Here is a 16,833-nt window from a genome sequence, read left to right on the forward strand (position 1 = left end):
GTCATGATTGAGCGTAAGCGTTATGTAACGATGAAAGGTCATCGTGGTGGCCTCGCCGTCTATGTAAATGAAAGGTGCAGTGTGGATGAATTTCTTGACGATTTAGAATTGACGCTTGCTGACAAATCCGTCGAGAACGGACGCGCCGTACCGATTACCTTCTTCTTCGGTCGCCGTTATGTCGACGAAGGCGTTGTGACGGCTGTCGAATCTATCGTCGCGCGTCATGATTCATTTTTATTTAACGGATATGAAAGTGAATGTCTGACGAAAGAGGAAGCGAAAGCCCAGTACGGGGAACGGACATTTCATTATTTCGGCGGCACAGCCCGTAGTGGTCATGTCGTAGATGTTGAAGGATCCATTGTTGTCATTGGTGACATTAATCCGGGTGCTGTCGTACATGCGACAGGGAGTATTTACTGTCTTGGTGCACTTCGGGGAACGGTTCACGCCGGAAAAGGCGGAAATCAGCAGGCAGTAATTGCTGCCAGTGTCTTACAACCAAAATGGATTTCGATTTCTGATTTTGTCTATGAAGATCCAGACGATGCGCCGATTCAGGCATTGGATATGGGGTGTGCGTTCGTCGGAGAAACAGGAGTAGAATTTTCTCGTCTTCAAACCGTTCCGCTCGCGCGGATGGATCAATTTGCGATTGACAGTGAAAGAGGGTGACAGATATGGAACAAGTGAAAGAACAGGTACATACAGAGGCGAAATCTCAAGTGGGACGTGCCATCGTCGTCACATCCGGTAAAGGCGGCGTCGGTAAAACGACGACAACGGCGAACATCGGCACAGCGCTTGCGCTGATGGGACATTCAGTTTGTTTGGTCGATACAGATATCGGTCTTCGGAATCTGGATATCGTACTTGGACTGGATAACCGCAGTATCTACAATATCGTTGACGTCGTGACAGGACAATGTAAATTACATCAAGCCCTCGTTCGTGATAAACGTTTTGAAGAGATGTACCTGTTACCTGCTGCTCAGTCCAAGGATAAATCCTCTGTCACACCGGAACAGGTAAAAGGTATTATCGATTCTCTGAAATTAGAGTACGACTTTGTCTTGATTGACTGTCCGGCTGGGATTGAACAAGGATTTATGAATGCAATTGCCGGCGCAGATGAAGCTATCATCGTGACAACACCGGAAAAAGCAGCCGTTCAGGATGCAGACCGAATCATCGGAATGCTCGAACGATCAGAGCGAAAAATCATTCCGAAGCTCGTCATTAACCGTGTCCGCTCGCATATGATGGCGTCCGGTGACATGCTCGACATCGATGAAATCATGCGCATCTTGTCGATTGATCTTCTTGGTTTGATCATCGATGACGAAGAAGTCATTGCAGCATCTCACCGCGGTGTACCGGTGACAATGAATCCCGATAATCGGGCAGGTCTCGGGTACCGGAACATCACCCGCCGGATTCTCGGGGAATCGGTGCCACTCCTTGATATTATGGAGCAACCGCAAAAAGGATTTTTCGTGAAACTGAAAAAAATGCTTGGCATGAAATAAGATGGGGAAAAATAGACTAGAAGGGTTTTGATGCTTCTAGTCTATTTTTCATGGAGGAATGAAGATGAAATGGATTAGTGAACAGACTCCGTCTCTTGAACGGGTGGCTTTGGTCGAGGGTGGACGGGTGATCGAATACCATGAACGGATGCGCGATGAAATTCGGGTCGGAACACTGCTTCAGGCGAAAGTTGATCGTCTGCACCCGACGCTAGAAGCCGCATTTTTGATTGCGACGGACGGGACTCCGCTCTATTTACCGATCAATGAAACACTTGAGACGTTATATCGTTATCCTGAAGTTCCAACAATCGGTCAGGCGGTGCAAGTCGGACAAACTGTGCTCGTACAAGTTGTTAAGGAAGGTGCAGCACCGAAACAGCATAAAGTCACACAAAACATTACGTACGGCGGCCGCTTTCTTGTTTATTTTCCTTACGGACGCCGGATTCGTTTCAGTCGGAAGCTCGATCTCGTGGCGCAACAACAACTTTCCAGAGTGATTCAAGTCGAAGAAGAGGAAGGTATTCTTTACCGGACGGAGGCGGCGCAAGCAGCGACATCAAGCCTGCAAGTGGAATTGACACAATTGCGTGCACGTCATCACCAGATGCTGCAACAGACGACAATTACTCAAGATGAGTCGTTGATTCTTCAAGAGGCGAAACGATTGAGTCATGTCGAAGAGGCCATTGTGACAAATCGAAGTGAGAAAGAACGACTCGAACAGATGGGATTACGGGTAGAACGTCCGGTCGTCAAAGGGCGTCTTCCTGTTATGGAGCAAGTCGACCGGGCAATCGAGAAGGCGCTCGAAAAAGTCGTGTGGCTGGACGGCGGCGCTTATCTATTGATTGAAGAAGTGGAGACAATGACGGTGATTGATATCAACAGCGGTAAAACCGTGTCCGTCAAAGAACAAAAACGGACGTTTGATCAGATTAATGAAGCAGCAGCCGTTGAAATCATGCGTCAACTCCGTCTACGCAATATCAGCGGGATGATTGCCGTTGATTTCTTGCGAGGCTCGAGTAAAGGACAGACCCGTGTCACCCAATTGTTGAAAGAGCGGGCCGCACATGAATCAAAACAGATTGAAGTATATGGATTCACGAAGATGGGGCTCTGTGAATTGACACGGCAACGGCACGGGAAATCGTTGTCCGAGCGATCCTTCAATCAAGGGAAACCGTCGCGGATTGCCGTCCACCGGCAGTTGGAACCACGATTGATGGAGATGGCGACATATGCAGAAGCAGCTGTCGTGCGTGCCCCGCTCGACCTGCTCAGTCCGTTATTGTTGCAGGAAAGTCCACTTGAATTGTTTCTAATAGAAGGGGAAACCGGTATTTTATTTACCGGTACGAAAGAGGATTGTGACAATTTCGTCAAAAGACAATAAGAATCCGATCAGAAGGTTATTGACAATAGTCAACATCGTTTGGTATTCTGAATAACGTTAGTTCGTTTGGAAGCACCCAAATGACTACAACCGCACAGACCGGGTTTTAAAGCATCCGCTGCCCGTGATGGCGAGTCTGAGTTCCTAAGAGGAGGTGCACGTAATGTACGCAATTATTAAAACTGGTGGTAAACAAGTTAAAGTCGAAGCTGGCCAAGAGATCTACGTTGAGAAATTAAACGCAGACGTCGACAGCACAGTAGAATTCGGCGAAGTCTTGATCCTTGGTGGTGACGATGTTAAAGTCGGCGCTCCACTCGTAGAAGGTGCGAAGGTCGTAGCAACGGTCATCAAACACGCTCGCGCGAAAAAGATCACAGTCTTCAAAATGAAAGCTAAAAAGAACTACCGTCGTAAGCAAGGTCACCGTCAACCTTACACGAAGGTCCGCATCGAGAAAATCGAAGCGTAAGCCATGATACGTGTCAAGATTCGACGAGATGGAGCAGAGTTAATCCGCTCCATCGAAGTGACAGGACATGCCGAGTTCGCTGAGCCTGGTTTAGATTTAGTCTGTGCCGGCACATCAAGCGTGATTTTCGGGGCATACAATGCCATCGAGTCACTGCTCGGGCAGGTCCTGCTCCTTGAAATGGCAGAACAACAAGAAGGTGGCTACTTTTATGTAGAACCGTACACTGATTTAGCACCGGATGTCAGTGAACGCACCCAATTGTTACTGGAAGCGATGTTGGTCCAACTCGGAACCATCGCCGAAAGTTACGGTGAGTTTATCCAACTTGAACAAATATAGGAGGTGGATTCCACATGTTGAAACTTAATCTTCAGTTCTTCGCATCGAAAAAAGGGGTAGGTTCGACAAAGAACGGTCGTGACTCGCAATCGAAACGCCTTGGGGCGAAACGTGCAGACGGTCAAACTGTTTCTGCTGGTTCAATCCTCTACCGCCAACGCGGTACGAAGATTCACCCAGGTATGAACGTCGGACGTGGTGGCGATGATACACTTTTCGCAACTGCAACTGGTGTCGTTCGTTTCGAACGTCTCGGACGCGACAAAAAACAAGTCAGCGTTTACCCAGCATAAGTGATCGATGAAGCAGACTCTAGCCACTTTCAGGGGTTAGGGTCTGCTTTTTTTAGGAGGGAACGACCGATGAAGGATGAGCAGGTACTGGATCTTTTGAAGTCACTTCGTCACGAATGGTTGAATCGATTGCAACTCGTTCGTTCTTATAGCGCGATGGGTGACGAGGCGGCTGTTGAATCGATCTGTTCAGTCTACCGGGAGCAAGCGTCACGAGAAGGACGGCTCTCCTTGATTGAATTGCCGAAAGCAGCGCTCACACTACAACGAGCGGATTGGGCAGGCTTAACTGTCGAATATGATGTGATTGAGAAACCAAAGCAGATCGATGATTCGCGTCTCGCGACCATCATTGAAGCTGCGCTTGACATGATAGAAGTGGGGAATGGAGAAGTATCCGTAACCTTTCATGAGGGCGTGACCATCGAGATCTATCGGGATCTACTAGATATGTCGCGCCTTAAAGATCTAGTGACGCCGATGGAGATCGAGTCACAGACGGAACATGAGTGTGTGATCGAAATCGAAAGTCTTCCTGTAGAGGAAGAACAGTAATAGGAGGGATCTGACATGTTTGTCGATCAGGTAAATATTTATGTAAAAGCAGGAGATGGAGGACGCGGGCAAGTTGCGTTCCGTCGCGAAAAATATGTTCCAGACGGTGGTCCGGCGGGAGGAGATGGTGGTCATGGTGCCCACGTCGTCCTCGAAGTGGACGAGGGGCTACGGACGTTGATGGATTTCCGTTACAAACGTCACTTTAAAGCCGTCCAAGGTGAAAACGGGATGTCGAAAGGGATGCATGGTCGTAAAGCCGAGCATCTCGTCGTTAAAGTTCCACCCGGTACAGTCGTCTACGACGATGATACGGATGCAGTCATTGCCGATCTCGTTCACCACGGTCAACAAGCGATCGTCGCAAAAGGTGGACGCGGCGGACGTGGAAACTCACGTTTTGCAACTCCGGCCAACCCGGCTCCGGAACACGCGGAGAATGGTGAACCAGGGGAAGAGAAGTATTTAAAACTCGAATTGAAAATGTTGGCGGATGTCGGACTCGTCGGTTTCCCGAGTGTCGGGAAATCAACGATGCTTTCAATCGTCTCAGCGGCGCGTCCAAAAATCGGAGCGTACCACTTCACGACGATTACACCAAACATCGGTGTCGTTGAAACAGAAGACAGCCGCAGCTTTATCATGGCCGATTTACCGGGTCTGATTGAAGGGGCGAGCGAAGGAGTAGGTCTCGGTCACCAATTCCTGCGTCACGTCGAACGGACAAAAGTTATCGTCCATGTCATCGACATGAGTGGGATGGAAGGACGCGATCCTGTTGAAGATTACAACATCATCAACAAAGAACTCGCCGACTACAACTTGCGTTTGACAGAACGACCGCAAGTCGTCGTTGCAAATAAAATGGATATGCCGGATGCGGAAGCCAATCTGGAAGTATTTAAAGAAGCTTTCCCGGACTTGGAAGTGTTTGCGATTTCAGCTGCAACACGTCAAGGGTTACGCGATCTTCTGTTCCGAATTGCGGATCTTGTAGATGCAACACCTGAATTCGGTCTGGAAGAACTCGAAGAAAAAACAGCGACACCACGCGTCGTCTACGGATATGAAGCACCGGAAGCCGGCTTTACGATTTCGAAAGACGAAGATGATTGCTTCGTCATCAAAGGACCACGGATTGAGAAACTGTTCACGATGACAAACTTCATGCGTGAAGAGTCCATCAAACGTTTCGCCCGGACATTGCGTCAAATGGGTGTCGATGAAGAGCTTCGTAAAATGGGTGCGATTGACGGCGACGTCGTTCGAATCCGTGACTTCGAATTCGAATTCATCGAGTCGTCGTTCTAATCGAAACGGTCAAATAAGTTCATTTGAGAAATGGAGTGTGAGAGCATCGTGGACCCACTTCCCGCGATTCAGTTCATCTGGTTCTTCGTCTTACTAGTTATTTCAGCATTCTTTTCGTCTTCTGAAACAGCCTTATCTAGTGCGAATCGGTTACGGATCTTACATCAGTCGGAAGAGGGCAACGCACGTGCGACACAAGCACTCCGTCTGTTACAACGTTATGAGGAGACACTCACCGCCATCCTGATCGGAAATACACTGTCGAATTTAGGTGTAGCGATGATCGGCGGGTGGTTGGCGATGTCCTTGTCGACGGATTTGTTGATGCAAATCAGCATCATTTTCCTGACGTTTTTGTTCATTTTGTTGTTTGGGGAGTTAATTCCTAAATCGTATGCGCGGGAACATGCGGAAACGTATGTGTTTTGGATCAGCAGTCCGCTTCACCTCTGTTTGGTCGTCTTCAAACCCTTCATTTTTGTATTCCTGAAGTTACGTCAAGCCGCATTGGTGCTGATTGGTGCCGATCCGAAAGGACCACTCGTCACGGAACAAGAACTCCGTGCACTTGTTGATATCAGTGAAGAAGAAGGGATCATGAATCAAGCCAGTGCGGAAATCGTTCATCGCGCTGTTGATTTCAAGAATGTCACGGTCGAGGAAGCGTTGACACCCCGAACGGACATTCAAGCGATCGATATTGATGCGAGTTTTGATGACATCTTACAGGAAGTTCAAAAAGGCGGCTTTTCACGCTTGCCGGTCTATAAAGACTCCATCGATCACATCATCGGTGTCTTATCCGAACGCGATTTTTTACGTGAATTCGTAAAACACGGTCGGGTGGAGATTCGAGAGTTGATTCGACCTGTCTCATTTGTCGTTCCACAAACGCATATCATGGATCTTTTGCCTGAGTTAAAGGTAAAACAGTCCCATATGGCGGTTGTACTGGACGAGTTTGGCGGGACAGCAGGACTCATCACGCTCGAGGATATCCTCGAAGAGCTGGTTGGTGAAATTTGGGACGAACACGATGAATCACTGGAGTACACGAAACAAGTCGGAACGAATCGTTACGAATGTCTCGCTGAATATGACATTGAAGATTTTTGTCATCAATTTGGTCTGACGATGCCGGAAACAGATGCGCAATCACTTGGCGGATGGATTATGGAAGATGTCGGTCATATTCCGGAAGAGGGCACGCAGATGGTGTATCGACAAGTCACTTTGACTGTCTTACACGTCGAGAATCGTCGTGTTCGAACGGTCTTGGCAACATTTTCTGATGAACCACCTGTTGAGCCGATCGATGAGTCCGTCTGATCTAAACCACAAAAAGGTCCATTCCGTAAAAAAACGGGATGGACCTTTTTTGATATGCGCATTTGCATGGAATACATGGACTAAGCTCAGACATCCAGTTCTGAAACGAGGATACCTAACCGGTCAAGGGCTTCAATCGCCGCGTCCAAAGCTTCTTCATTATCGGCTTCGAGTGTATGGATATGGACACCATCTGTCAGGCTGGACAGAGGTGTAGCCTGTGTTTCTTCAAGCCGCTCGATCAAGGCACGGACATCCCGCCGGCTTTTCAACATCAATTCACCTGTTAAAAACCCATACACCGGATGTTCGACGATGACATCTCGCAAAATGACACCTTCATCAACAATGGCATCACATTCAGCTTTTAATTGATCGTAACCGTGACGGCAGACGACTTTTCGAATCCGACGGGTTCCGTCGAGCACCGGATCATTTAATAAGTATCCTCTGGCGGTCGCGACGACCGGATATCCTTTAGCTTTTAACAATGATAAGTCTTGCACGATGACCTGACGACTCACCCCCGCTTGTTTTGCCAGTTGTGTGCCGGTAACAGGACGATCATTTTCTTGGATCATTCGCAGTAATTCTTGCCGGCGTTCTTCTCCGGACTGTCTTCTTTCCATGACGACTCCTACCTTTCTCTTAATCTGATTCATCCAGTGAACAAAGTACAGCGATACACTGATTGACTTCTTCGGTAGTGGTGGTGCGGCCAAAGCTCAGACGAATGAGTCCATGCGCTGCTGAATCATCATATCCGATTGCACGTAACGTCGCATTTGGACCATTTTCACCTGCACGACAAGCACTTCCTGCCGAGACGGCAATGCCAGCACGGTTCAGGGCAAGAAGGACGAATTGACCATCCCGTTGTTTTGTCCGGATGGCGCAAATCGAGTCGAGTTGCTGAGGCGATTCAATGATGTGATACCGAGTAGAGGGAAGTCTTTTTTTTAGCATACCACGAAATCTTTTACTCGATGCCTGGATCTTTTGATTTTCAACACGGTACCGCTGGCAAGCCATCAAGAATGCAGCAATCCCCGGGACGTCGACCGTGCCGGGACGAATCCCGAACTCGTGATGGGCTTCATAATACGGACTGAATAACGGGCGTCGCAAGTAGACGGCGCCAAGACCTTTTGGACCGTAGACTTTATGACTGCTGATCGTATAGGCATCGACATCTTTTAAACAGACGGGGTGCTTTAAGAATCCCTGAACTCCGTCGCAATGCACTAAAATATTGTTTTGCCGGCAAAAGGCAGCGATGTCAGCGACCGGAAACACAAAACCGGTGTCGGAATTGACGTGTTGGACGGAGACGACACCGATGTCGTCGGTGCAAGCCTCATGAAAGGCGTTCCAGTCAAATTCTCCTGTTGGTAACAAGTTAATCGTCACCGTTTGATGGGCCAAGCGTTTTAATGGGAGCAGGACGGAATCGTGTTCCGAAGCAAGTGTCAAGACAGTTGTCTTCTTGCTTTGGCGAAGCAAATGACTGAGCGCGATATAGTTTGCTTCTGAACCACTGCCGGTAAATAAGATATTTCCTTCGGTTAATTGGAGCCAATCAAGTAGTTGAGCACGGGCTTGGTTTAATAATCGAAGGGCATCATCCCCCGCGTCATGGAGCGAAGAACTGTTGCCGTAGGCGGTTTCTGCTGTTCTTTTGTATTGTTCCAACGCATCCGGATGGATAGGGGTCGTTGCAGCATGATCCAAATAAATCATCAGTTATCGTATCCTTTCATCTTGTCACTCAGCTAAAAATATGCCAAACTTATTGTCAAGTCAATAGTAAACAAATAATACAGAGGTGTAAAACAAATGTCTTTACATAAAGAATTGGAAGTCGACCTATTAATTGTTGGGACAGGACTAGCAGCAGTTTCGGTTGCTTTACACGTTCCGCCGTCCATGAACGTCCTGCTCGTCTCGAAAGGCAAGAAGACCGAGACGAACTCGATGCGGGCACAAGGCGGCATTGCGTCCGCGTATCTGGAGCAGACTCATTTCTCCCACCAAGCAGATACGATCCAAGCGGCAAAAGGACATACCCACGAAGAGATGATTGAGTTCATTACAGAGGCCGGCCGGCATGTCATCACCGAACTGGAATCATTTGGCGTGACCTTTGATCGGGACGCATCCGGACACTATGCACTCGGACGCGAAGGTGCTCATAGCCTGCCACGAATTTTTCACAGCGGCGGCGACCAAACAGGTGAACGGATGATGACTCGTTTGTTGCAACAACTTCAGCACCCGATTTTGGAGGATACGGTGGTGACGGAGCTGTTGATGAACGGTCACCAGGTTGTCGGAGCTGATGGATACCAAGGGGAAAATCCGATTCGGATTTCCGCTCGAGCTGTGGTTTTGGCGACGGGAGGGATTGGCGGATTATTCCTGACGTCGACGAACGATCCGAGTCTGACCGGAGACGGTCTAGCACTTGCCGGTCAAGCGGGAGCCGAACTGGCCGACTTAGGATACATTCAGCACCATCCAACGGTCCTGGTCCATGATGGTAAGAGCCAAGGGTTGATCACAGAAGCCTTGCGGGGAGCCGGGGCTTATTTGATGACAGCAGACGGTCGACGATTGATGGTTGACCATCCGCAAGGGGATTTAGCGGCGCGGGACGAAGTGGCTGCCGTCATTACTGCAACGAGAAAAAAAGAATCGGTGTATTTGAATACGACTATGGTTCAGGCGCTTGATCAACGATTCCCGACGTTTGTTGAAAAATGTGAATCATTGAACATATCATCCGATCTCGTCGAAGTGACGACAGGTGTTCATTTCTTGATGGGGGGAATCAAGACGGATCAAACGGGACGGACGACGGTGCCCGGCTTGTATGCAGTCGGGGAGACAGCCTCGACCGGTCTGCACGGAAAAAACCGTCTCGCTTCGAACTCGCTTCTCGAGTGTTTTGTGGTTGGGAAACAACTGGCTCAGCAGCTTCAGCTGCCGGAGCGACAACCATTGTTGAACAGACGTGTACAGGACGACGAAACCCGTGCTGTCGAATCCTTGCTGACTGAGGTTCTGCAGGTAGAGTTGCATGAAAAATTGCTCGAGGATGCCTTGCGAACAATCGAGCTGTCGTCAGACGGTCAGCGGACAGGACGGCAAGCAGAAATCAATCAGTTAAAAACGAGGACGGCCCGGTTGTTGTTAGAAGGGGCGATCCGACGCTTAAAAGGAGAACAAGTACATGAACAAATGGTTACTGCGGCAACAACTTGAAGGTTTTTTAACGGAAGATATCGGTCATCAAGATGTGACCAGTGAAGTATGTCTGACCGGAAGCGAACAGGGGGTCGGACGATTCATTGCTAAAGAATCCGGCGTCTTTTGCGGAGAACTCGTCTTAACCGAACTTGCAGCGTTGCTCGGAGTGGAGCAGGAGCTTTTAGTCAAGGATGGACAAGCGATTGAACAGGGACAAGTCCTTGCCCGGTGGTCCGGACACTTGCGATCGATCTTGACGGGCGAACGGGTCGCCTTGAATCTGATTCAACGCACATCAGGGATTGCGACGCTGACACATCAGGCGGTCCGACAAGCGGCGGGACACGTTCGGATTTCGGACACCCGGAAGACGACACCCGGATTACGGATGCTTGAGAAACATGCCGTCCGGATCGGTGGAGGATTTAACCACCGGGGGCGCCTTGATGACGCAGTCATGATTAAGGACAATCACATCACGGTCGCCGGATCGATTACGGCAGCCGTGGAACGGGCGAAACGACAGATTGGTCATATGACACCAATCGAGGTCGAGGTCGAGACAGCGGATGAAGTCGAAGAAGCAGTGGCGGCAAAGGTGGATATCATCATGCTCGACAATCGTTCGCCGGAAGAGGTCAAGGTGTTACGGCAACGCATACCGAATCACATCACAGTCGAATTGTCGGGGGGGATTACCCTCGACACGTTACCCGCTTATTGTCAGACCGGTGCCGATTACATCTCGCTTGGTGCATTGACGCATTCAGCGCCCGCACTGGATATCAGTATGAAAATCGTAGGAGGAAAAAAAGATGAAGCTTGATTTGTTTACCGATAACGGCATTCCGAAAACATATTTGGCAAAATCAGATGCAGAACTGATTGCTGAGATTGAAGGTGTGAAATCCCGCATGGGCAGTCGATTATTTTTACCGGCCCATCATTACCAAAAAGATGAAGTCGTCCAGTTTGCCGATGCGACAGGAGATTCGCTTCAGCTCGCGCAAATCGCGAAAAAGATGACAGCGGCGGAGTATACCGTGTTTTGCGGCGTTCATTTCATGGCGGAGACGGCAGATATGCTGACCTCGAGTGACCACACGGTCGTCTTGCCGGATATGCGGGCCGGATGTTCGATGGCTGACATGGCAAATGGTTTTCAGACGGAACGTGCCTATGAGATTTTATCGGAACGTCTCAAACGTTCCATTCTCCCGTTGACGTATGTCAATTCAACGGCGGAAATCAAAGCGTTTGTAGGTCGCCACGGTGGCGCGACCGTCACTTCGTCCAATGCCGTCCAAATGGTCGAATGGGCGCTTGCGGAACGAGAGATTCTGTTTTTCCTACCGGATCAACATCTTGGCCGCAATACGGCGCATGCACTGGGCGTTCCGCTTGAACAGATGGCGGTCTGGGATCCGATTGCGGATGAGCTGTTGTTTGACGGCGCAGATGATGAGATTCGGGTCATCCTTTGGAAGGGGCATTGTTCGGTCCATGAAAAGTTCACCGTTGGTCAAATCGAACAATTCCGGAAGGCAGAACCCGACCGGACGATTCTCGTCCATCCGGAATGTTCGTTTGAAGTCGTCGCGGCTTCTGATTTGAATGGTTCGACGGCGTACATCATTCAGCAGATTGAACAAGCGGAACCGGGAACAAAATGGGCGATTGGAACAGAAATGAATCTGGTACAACGCCTGGCAAAAGATCATCCGGAGCTCGATATCGTCTCGTTGAATCCTTTCATGTGTCCGTGCCTGACGATGAACCGGATTGATTTACCACATCTCGCGTGGTCACTTGTTCAGATCGAAGCAGGAGAGCCTGTCAACATCATCACGGTGGATCCGGAGACGACCCGGTATGCCGTTCTCGCGCTTGAGCGGATGCTCGAACGTTCTTAAAATCAAGTCATGGCAGAGGCGGATGTGCAAGTCGCTTCAGACAGGCGAGGGTGGCAGATTTAAAATCTGCCATCCTCGCTTTTTTATATGGCTATTCAGATTGCCCGATTGCTACGTTTACGGAATTACGTTTTGAAGAGCTTCCTCGTTATATGCTACAATAACACGAGAGTTTCTTAATGGATGGGAGCGTTCTAAAGTGATAGAATTCGTACGCGGCGAAGTCGCTTATGTCTGTGCGGAATTCGTGACGATCGAGGTCGGGGGGATTGGCTACAAAATCGTAGCACCGAACCCGTTTTTTTATCGGACCGGAGACGAACAGGTTATCGTATATACGTATCATTATGTCAGAGAAGATCAGGAAGTATTGTTCGGATTCCGTTCCCGACGCGAGCGGGCACTGTTCACGAAATTACTTGGTGTGACCGGCATTGGTCCAAAAGGGTCACTTGCCATCGTGGCATCGGGAGACGTGGACGCACTCGTTGAAGCGATTGAACAGGAAAAGGAAAGTTATTTGATTAAGTTCCCGGGTGTCGGTAAAAAGACAGCGAAACAGATGACTCTGGATTTAAAAGGCAAATTGGCTGAACTGGCACCGGATTATATCCCGAGCGAAGGTTTGTTTGCACAAGGAAACGCCGAACTGAACGAAGCATGCGAAGCCTTGACGGCACTTGGTTACAGCGATCGGGAAGTCGAAAAAGTCAAAAAAGCGCTTCAAGGCGAAGTATTGTCCACCGACCAATATGTGAAACGGGCGTTGCAGCTGTTATTGAATGTGAGGTGAGGATATGGAAGAGCGTATTTTGTCAGAATCTGCCCATGCAGAAGATCAAGAAGAGTGGAGTTTACGTCCGCAGACGCTGGATCAGTACATCGGTCAAGAAAAGGCGAAGGGCAATTTAAGTGTCTTCATCCAAGCGGCAAAAATCCGTCAGGAAACGCTGGATCACGTGTTGTTATATGGTCCACCGGGACTTGGGAAGACGACGCTTGCGACCATCATTGCCAATGAGATGGGTGTCGGGATCAAGACGACAGCCGGACCGGCGATTGAGCGTCCGGGAGATTTGGCAGCCATTCTCTCCTCGCTTGAACCGGGAGATGTCTTGTTCATCGATGAGATTCACCGTCTGAGCCGCTCGATTGAAGAAATTTTATATCCGGCGATGGAAGACTATTGTCTCGACATCGTCATCGGTCAAGGTGAACTGGCACGAAGCGTCCGGATTGATTTACCACCGTTTACACTCGTTGGCGCAACAACGCGGGCCGGCATGTTATCGGCACCGCTCCGTGACCGTTTCGGTGTGACGCTGAAACTTGAGTATTATACGATGCCGGAATTGTCAGCCATCGTCACGCGGACGTCCCGTTTGTTTGGCTTTGAAGCGGACCGGATGGCAGCAGAAGCGATTGCGCTCCGTTCACGTGGGACACCTCGTGTCGCAAACCGTCTTTTACGGCGGGTCCGTGATTTTGCTCAGGTCGCCCATCAAACCGCAATTGATGCGACACTTGCCACGAGTGCGCTGGATCGCCTGCATGTCGACGCGCTCGGACTCGATGACGTTGATCACCGGTTGTTACGTTCGCTTGCCGAACGGTTTGCGGGTGGTCCGGTGGGTCTTGAGACGATTGCTGCGACGATCGGTGAGGATGCGCAGACGATCGAAGACGTTTACGAACCGTATTTGCTTCAACAGGGATTTTTACAACGGACACCACGCGGACGTGTTTTGACGCCGTTTGCACGGCAACATTTAGGATTGAAAGAAGGAAATTAAAGATGGATGTAAATTTATTTGATTTTCATTTACCAGAAGAACAGATTGCCCAAGTCCCGTTGCTCGACCGGACCAGTTCGAAATTGATGGTCATTAACCGGGAAACAGGTGCTCTGCGACACGAGAAGTTCCATGACATCGTGTCACACTTCAACGCAGGAGATACGCTTGTCATCAACGATACAAAAGTCTTACCGGCCCGTTTGTTCGGCGTCAAGGAAGAGACGGGTGGTAAAATTGAACTGTTGTTGCTCAAACAGACGAGTGATGATGTCTGGGAGACCCTCGCGAAGCCGGCGAAACGGGTCAAACCGGGAACCGTGCTGTCATTTGGCGACGGTTTACTGCGGGCAGAATGTACGGAAGCACTTGAAGACGGCGGACGAATCTTGAAATTTTCCTATACAGGGATCTTTTACGAAGTGCTCGATCTACTGGGGACGATGCCGTTGCCGCCGTACATCCATGAACAATTGGAAGACCAGGACCGTTATCAGACGGTCTATGCCCGGGAACGTGGGAGTGCGGCAGCTCCGACAGCAGGACTTCACTTCACGCCTGAATTGTTGCAAGCGTTGACGGACAAAGGGGTCCAGCTGGCGCCATTGACGCTACACGTTGGACTCGGAACGTTCCGACCGGTTTCGGTCGATGATGTCGACAGCCACAAGATGCACAGTGAATACTATGAGTTGCCGGAATCGTCGGCACGAATTTTACGAGACACCCGAAAAAACGGCGGACGGATCATCGCTGTCGGAACAACATCGACGCGGACACTCGAGACCGTCATTCGGGATCATGGTGATTTCGTCGAAGCCTCCGGTTGGACGGATATTTTCATCTATCCCGGTCAGGAAATCAAAGGAATCGACGGATTGATCACGAACTTCCATTTACCGAAGTCGACATTGATCATGCTCGTATCTGCCTTATCGACACGCGAACATATTTTACATGCCTATGAAGAAGCCGTTGCGCAAGGATACCGATTCTTTAGTTTCGGAGACGCAATGTTCTTAACGAGAGAGGAATTAAACCGATGACAAAACATGCAGTAACTTACGAACACATCAAAACCTGTAAACAATCCGGTGCGCGGTTAGGAATCGTCCATACGCCGCACGGTAGTTTCGAGACACCCGTCTTCATGCCGGTCGGGACACAAGCGACGGTCAAGACGATGGCACCGGAACAAATCAAGGATATGAATGCCAACATCATCCTATCGAACACGTACCACCTCTGGGTCCGTCCTGGTCATGATGTCATCAAAGAAGCCGGCGGACTGCACAAATTCATGAACTGGGACGGGGCGATTTTAACCGATTCCGGTGGTTTCCAAGTCTTTTCGCTCGCCGATTTACGGAACATCACGGAAGAAGGCGTCCATTTCCGCAATCACTTGAACGGCGATAAGCTGTTCCTGTCACCGGAAAAAGCAATGGAGATTCAGAACGCCCTCGGATCGGACATCATGATGGCGTTTGACGAATGTCCGCCGTTCCCGGCTTCTCATGAATACATGAAAGCGTCTGTCGAACGGACGAGCCGTTGGGCGGAACGCTGCCTTGCTGCACACGAACGTCCGCAAGATCAAGCGTTGTTCGGCATCATCCAAGGTGGCGAGTATGAAGACTTACGCCGTCAGAGTGCACGTGACCTCGCGTCGCTTGATTTCCCGGGTTATGCCGTTGGTGGATTGTCGGTTGGAGAACCGAAAGACGTCATGTACCGCGCACTTGATTTTACGACACCACTCATGCCGGAAGACAAACCGCGTTACTTGATGGGTGTTGGTTCACCGGATGCCTTGATCGAAGGTGCGATTCGCGGGATTGATATGTTTGACTGTGTCTTACCGACACGGATTGCACGAAACGGGACCTTGATGACATCAAGCGGACGCCTTGTCGTCCGAAATGCCAAATATGCCCGTGATTTCCGTCCGCTCGACGAAAAATGTGATTGCTACGCATGTAAGAATTACTCACGTGCCTATATCCATCACTTGATTCGGGCACAGGAAACGTTTGGTCTGCACCTCTGTTCGACACACAATCTTCACTTCCTCGTCAAGTTGATGGAAGGCGTCCGTCAAGCGATTCGTGAAGACCGTCTGCTTGATTTCAAAGACGAATTCTTCGAAGAATACGGCTATAATTTACCGAACGCAAAGAATTTCTGATAAATGGTCTGACAATTCCATTCTTTTTACGGTATAATGAACGTGATTTGAATGAAAAGGAGCTGACTCAGATGCAACAATTATTGACATTCCTCCCGATGATCTTGATCTTCGTGGTGTTTTATTTCTTGTTGATTCGTCCACAGAACAAACGCCAGAAGCAAGTGCGTGAGATGCAAACCCAGTTATCACGCGGTGACTCGATCGTTACGATCGGTGGCCTTCATGGGGTCGTACAAAAAGTAGATGAGACAACAGTCACATTGAAATCGGGTAACGCGCAATTGACGTTTAACCGTAGTGCGGTCGCAGAAGTTACGAAAAAATCGACTGCTGTCATGGACGACGAAATCGTCGAATGAGGCTCGAAACAGACGCTTTCCGAATTCGGAAAGCGTCTTTTCTGTTTATATATGAGAAAAACGATTGCTAAGATTACCAATTCTTATGTAAG

At 49.4% G+C, this 16,833-nt stretch carries 19 protein-coding genes and 1 other annotated feature; of the genes, 17 read left to right on the plus strand and 2 right to left on the minus strand.

The features are described 5' to 3' along the window. Nucleotides 1-3: 3 nt before the first annotated feature. The 9 genes from ACHA8N_RS12470 (at nt 4) to ACHA8N_RS12510 (ending at nt 7,236) form a co-directional block, all read left to right on the plus strand. A complete protein-coding gene (locus ACHA8N_RS12470) occupies nt 4-678 on the plus strand; it encodes a septum site-determining protein MinC (protein WP_147510694.1) in 675 nt (224 codons plus the stop codon). Nucleotides 679-728: 50 nt separating this feature from the next. After that, a complete protein-coding gene (gene minD / locus ACHA8N_RS12475) occupies nt 729-1,532 on the plus strand; it encodes a septum site-determining protein MinD (protein WP_393965955.1) in 804 nt (267 codons plus the stop codon). A gap of 64 nt (nt 1,533-1,596) precedes the next feature. Beyond that, nucleotides 1,597-2,934: a ribonuclease E/G gene (locus tag ACHA8N_RS12480; RefSeq protein ID WP_393965924.1), complete on the plus strand. Its 1,338-nt coding sequence runs from the start codon at nt 1,597-1,599 to the stop codon at nt 2,932-2,934. A gap of 78 nt (nt 2,935-3,012) precedes the next feature. Continuing rightward, nucleotides 3,013-3,082 (plus strand) — a sequence feature (ribosomal protein L21 leader region). A 15-nt stretch (nt 3,083-3,097) separates the two neighbouring features. Further along, complete coding sequence (gene rplU / locus ACHA8N_RS12485) at nt 3,098-3,406, plus strand: 50S ribosomal protein L21 (protein WP_012370978.1); 309 nt, start codon at nt 3,098-3,100, stop codon at nt 3,404-3,406. Nucleotides 3,407-3,409: 3 nt separating this feature from the next. After that, complete coding sequence (locus ACHA8N_RS12490; RefSeq protein WP_393965925.1) at nt 3,410-3,748, plus strand: ribosomal-processing cysteine protease Prp; 339 nt, start codon at nt 3,410-3,412, stop codon at nt 3,746-3,748. A gap of 14 nt (nt 3,749-3,762) precedes the next feature. Further along, on the plus strand, nt 3,763-4,041 hold the full coding sequence (gene rpmA, locus ACHA8N_RS12495; protein ID WP_012370976.1) for a 50S ribosomal protein L27: 279 nt from the start codon (nt 3,763-3,765) through the stop codon (nt 4,039-4,041). Between the two features lie 69 nt (nt 4,042-4,110). After that, nucleotides 4,111-4,596 (plus strand): Spo0B domain-containing protein, encoded by a 486-nt coding sequence (locus tag ACHA8N_RS12500; RefSeq protein WP_147510698.1) that lies wholly within the window; start codon nt 4,111-4,113, stop codon nt 4,594-4,596. Nucleotides 4,597-4,611: 15 nt separating this feature from the next. Continuing rightward, nucleotides 4,612-5,907 carry a GTPase ObgE gene (gene obgE, locus ACHA8N_RS12505; RefSeq protein WP_147510699.1) on the plus strand — a complete coding sequence of 432 codons (1,296 nt, stop codon included), beginning with the start codon at nt 4,612-4,614 and terminating at the stop codon, nt 5,905-5,907. A gap of 48 nt (nt 5,908-5,955) precedes the next feature. Next, nucleotides 5,956-7,236, plus strand: a complete 1,281-nt coding sequence (locus ACHA8N_RS12510; protein ID WP_147510700.1) for a hemolysin family protein — start codon at nt 5,956-5,958, stop codon at nt 7,234-7,236. Nucleotides 7,237-7,322: 86 nt separating this feature from the next. Here the strand turns inward: ACHA8N_RS12510 and ACHA8N_RS12515 are convergent, their stop codons facing one another. Both ACHA8N_RS12515 and ACHA8N_RS12520 read right to left on the minus strand, forming a co-directional pair. Then, nucleotides 7,323-7,898 carry a transcription repressor NadR gene (locus ACHA8N_RS12515; RefSeq protein WP_393965926.1) on the minus strand — a complete coding sequence of 192 codons (576 nt, stop codon included), beginning with the start codon at nt 7,896-7,898 and terminating at the stop codon, nt 7,323-7,325. After that, nucleotides 7,885-8,976 (minus strand): cysteine desulfurase family protein, encoded by a 1,092-nt coding sequence (locus tag ACHA8N_RS12520; protein WP_393965927.1) that lies wholly within the window; start codon nt 8,974-8,976, stop codon nt 7,885-7,887. The genes ACHA8N_RS12515 and ACHA8N_RS12520 overlap by 14 nt, the downstream gene beginning before the upstream one ends. Before the next feature lie 96 nt (nt 8,977-9,072). On the opposite strand from ACHA8N_RS12520, the gene ACHA8N_RS12525 reads away from it, so the two are divergent. The 8 genes from ACHA8N_RS12525 to yajC all read left to right on the plus strand — a co-directional run bounded on the left by ACHA8N_RS12525 (nt 9,073) and on the right by yajC (nt 16,741). Next, nucleotides 9,073-10,500 (plus strand): L-aspartate oxidase, encoded by a 1,428-nt coding sequence (locus ACHA8N_RS12525; protein WP_393965928.1) that lies wholly within the window; start codon nt 9,073-9,075, stop codon nt 10,498-10,500. Then, entirely contained in the window at nt 10,469-11,311 is an 843-nt protein-coding gene (gene nadC / locus ACHA8N_RS12530; protein WP_393965929.1) for a carboxylating nicotinate-nucleotide diphosphorylase, read from the plus strand. Before ACHA8N_RS12525 ends, nadC begins: the two co-directional genes overlap by 32 nt. Beyond that, nucleotides 11,301-12,398 carry a quinolinate synthase NadA gene (gene nadA, locus ACHA8N_RS12535; RefSeq protein ID WP_393965930.1) on the plus strand — a complete coding sequence of 366 codons (1,098 nt, stop codon included), beginning with the start codon at nt 11,301-11,303 and terminating at the stop codon, nt 12,396-12,398. The genes nadC and nadA overlap by 11 nt, the downstream gene beginning before the upstream one ends. A gap of 199 nt (nt 12,399-12,597) precedes the next feature. Beyond that, complete coding sequence (ruvA, locus tag ACHA8N_RS12540; RefSeq protein WP_026827827.1) at nt 12,598-13,191, plus strand: Holliday junction branch migration protein RuvA; 594 nt, start codon at nt 12,598-12,600, stop codon at nt 13,189-13,191. Between the two features lie 4 nt (nt 13,192-13,195). Beyond that, nucleotides 13,196-14,191: a Holliday junction branch migration DNA helicase RuvB gene (gene ruvB, locus ACHA8N_RS12545; RefSeq protein ID WP_026832440.1), complete on the plus strand. Its 996-nt coding sequence runs from the start codon at nt 13,196-13,198 to the stop codon at nt 14,189-14,191. A gap of 2 nt (nt 14,192-14,193) precedes the next feature. After that, complete coding sequence (gene queA / locus ACHA8N_RS12550) at nt 14,194-15,237, plus strand: tRNA preQ1(34) S-adenosylmethionine ribosyltransferase-isomerase QueA (protein ID WP_393965931.1); 1,044 nt, start codon at nt 14,194-14,196, stop codon at nt 15,235-15,237. Next, nucleotides 15,234-16,379 (plus strand): tRNA guanosine(34) transglycosylase Tgt, encoded by a 1,146-nt coding sequence (gene tgt, locus ACHA8N_RS12555; protein WP_014970892.1) that lies wholly within the window; start codon nt 15,234-15,236, stop codon nt 16,377-16,379. The genes queA and tgt overlap by 4 nt, the downstream gene beginning before the upstream one ends. Before the next feature lie 71 nt (nt 16,380-16,450). After that, complete coding sequence (yajC, locus tag ACHA8N_RS12560; RefSeq protein WP_147510706.1) at nt 16,451-16,741, plus strand: preprotein translocase subunit YajC; 291 nt, start codon at nt 16,451-16,453, stop codon at nt 16,739-16,741. Nucleotides 16,742-16,833: the final 92 nt, after the last annotated feature.

Origin of the sequence: Exiguobacterium sp. S22-S28 (assembly GCF_043359615.1) — a bacterium.
Classification (GTDB): Bacteria; Bacillota; Bacilli; order Exiguobacteriales; family Exiguobacteriaceae; genus Exiguobacterium_A.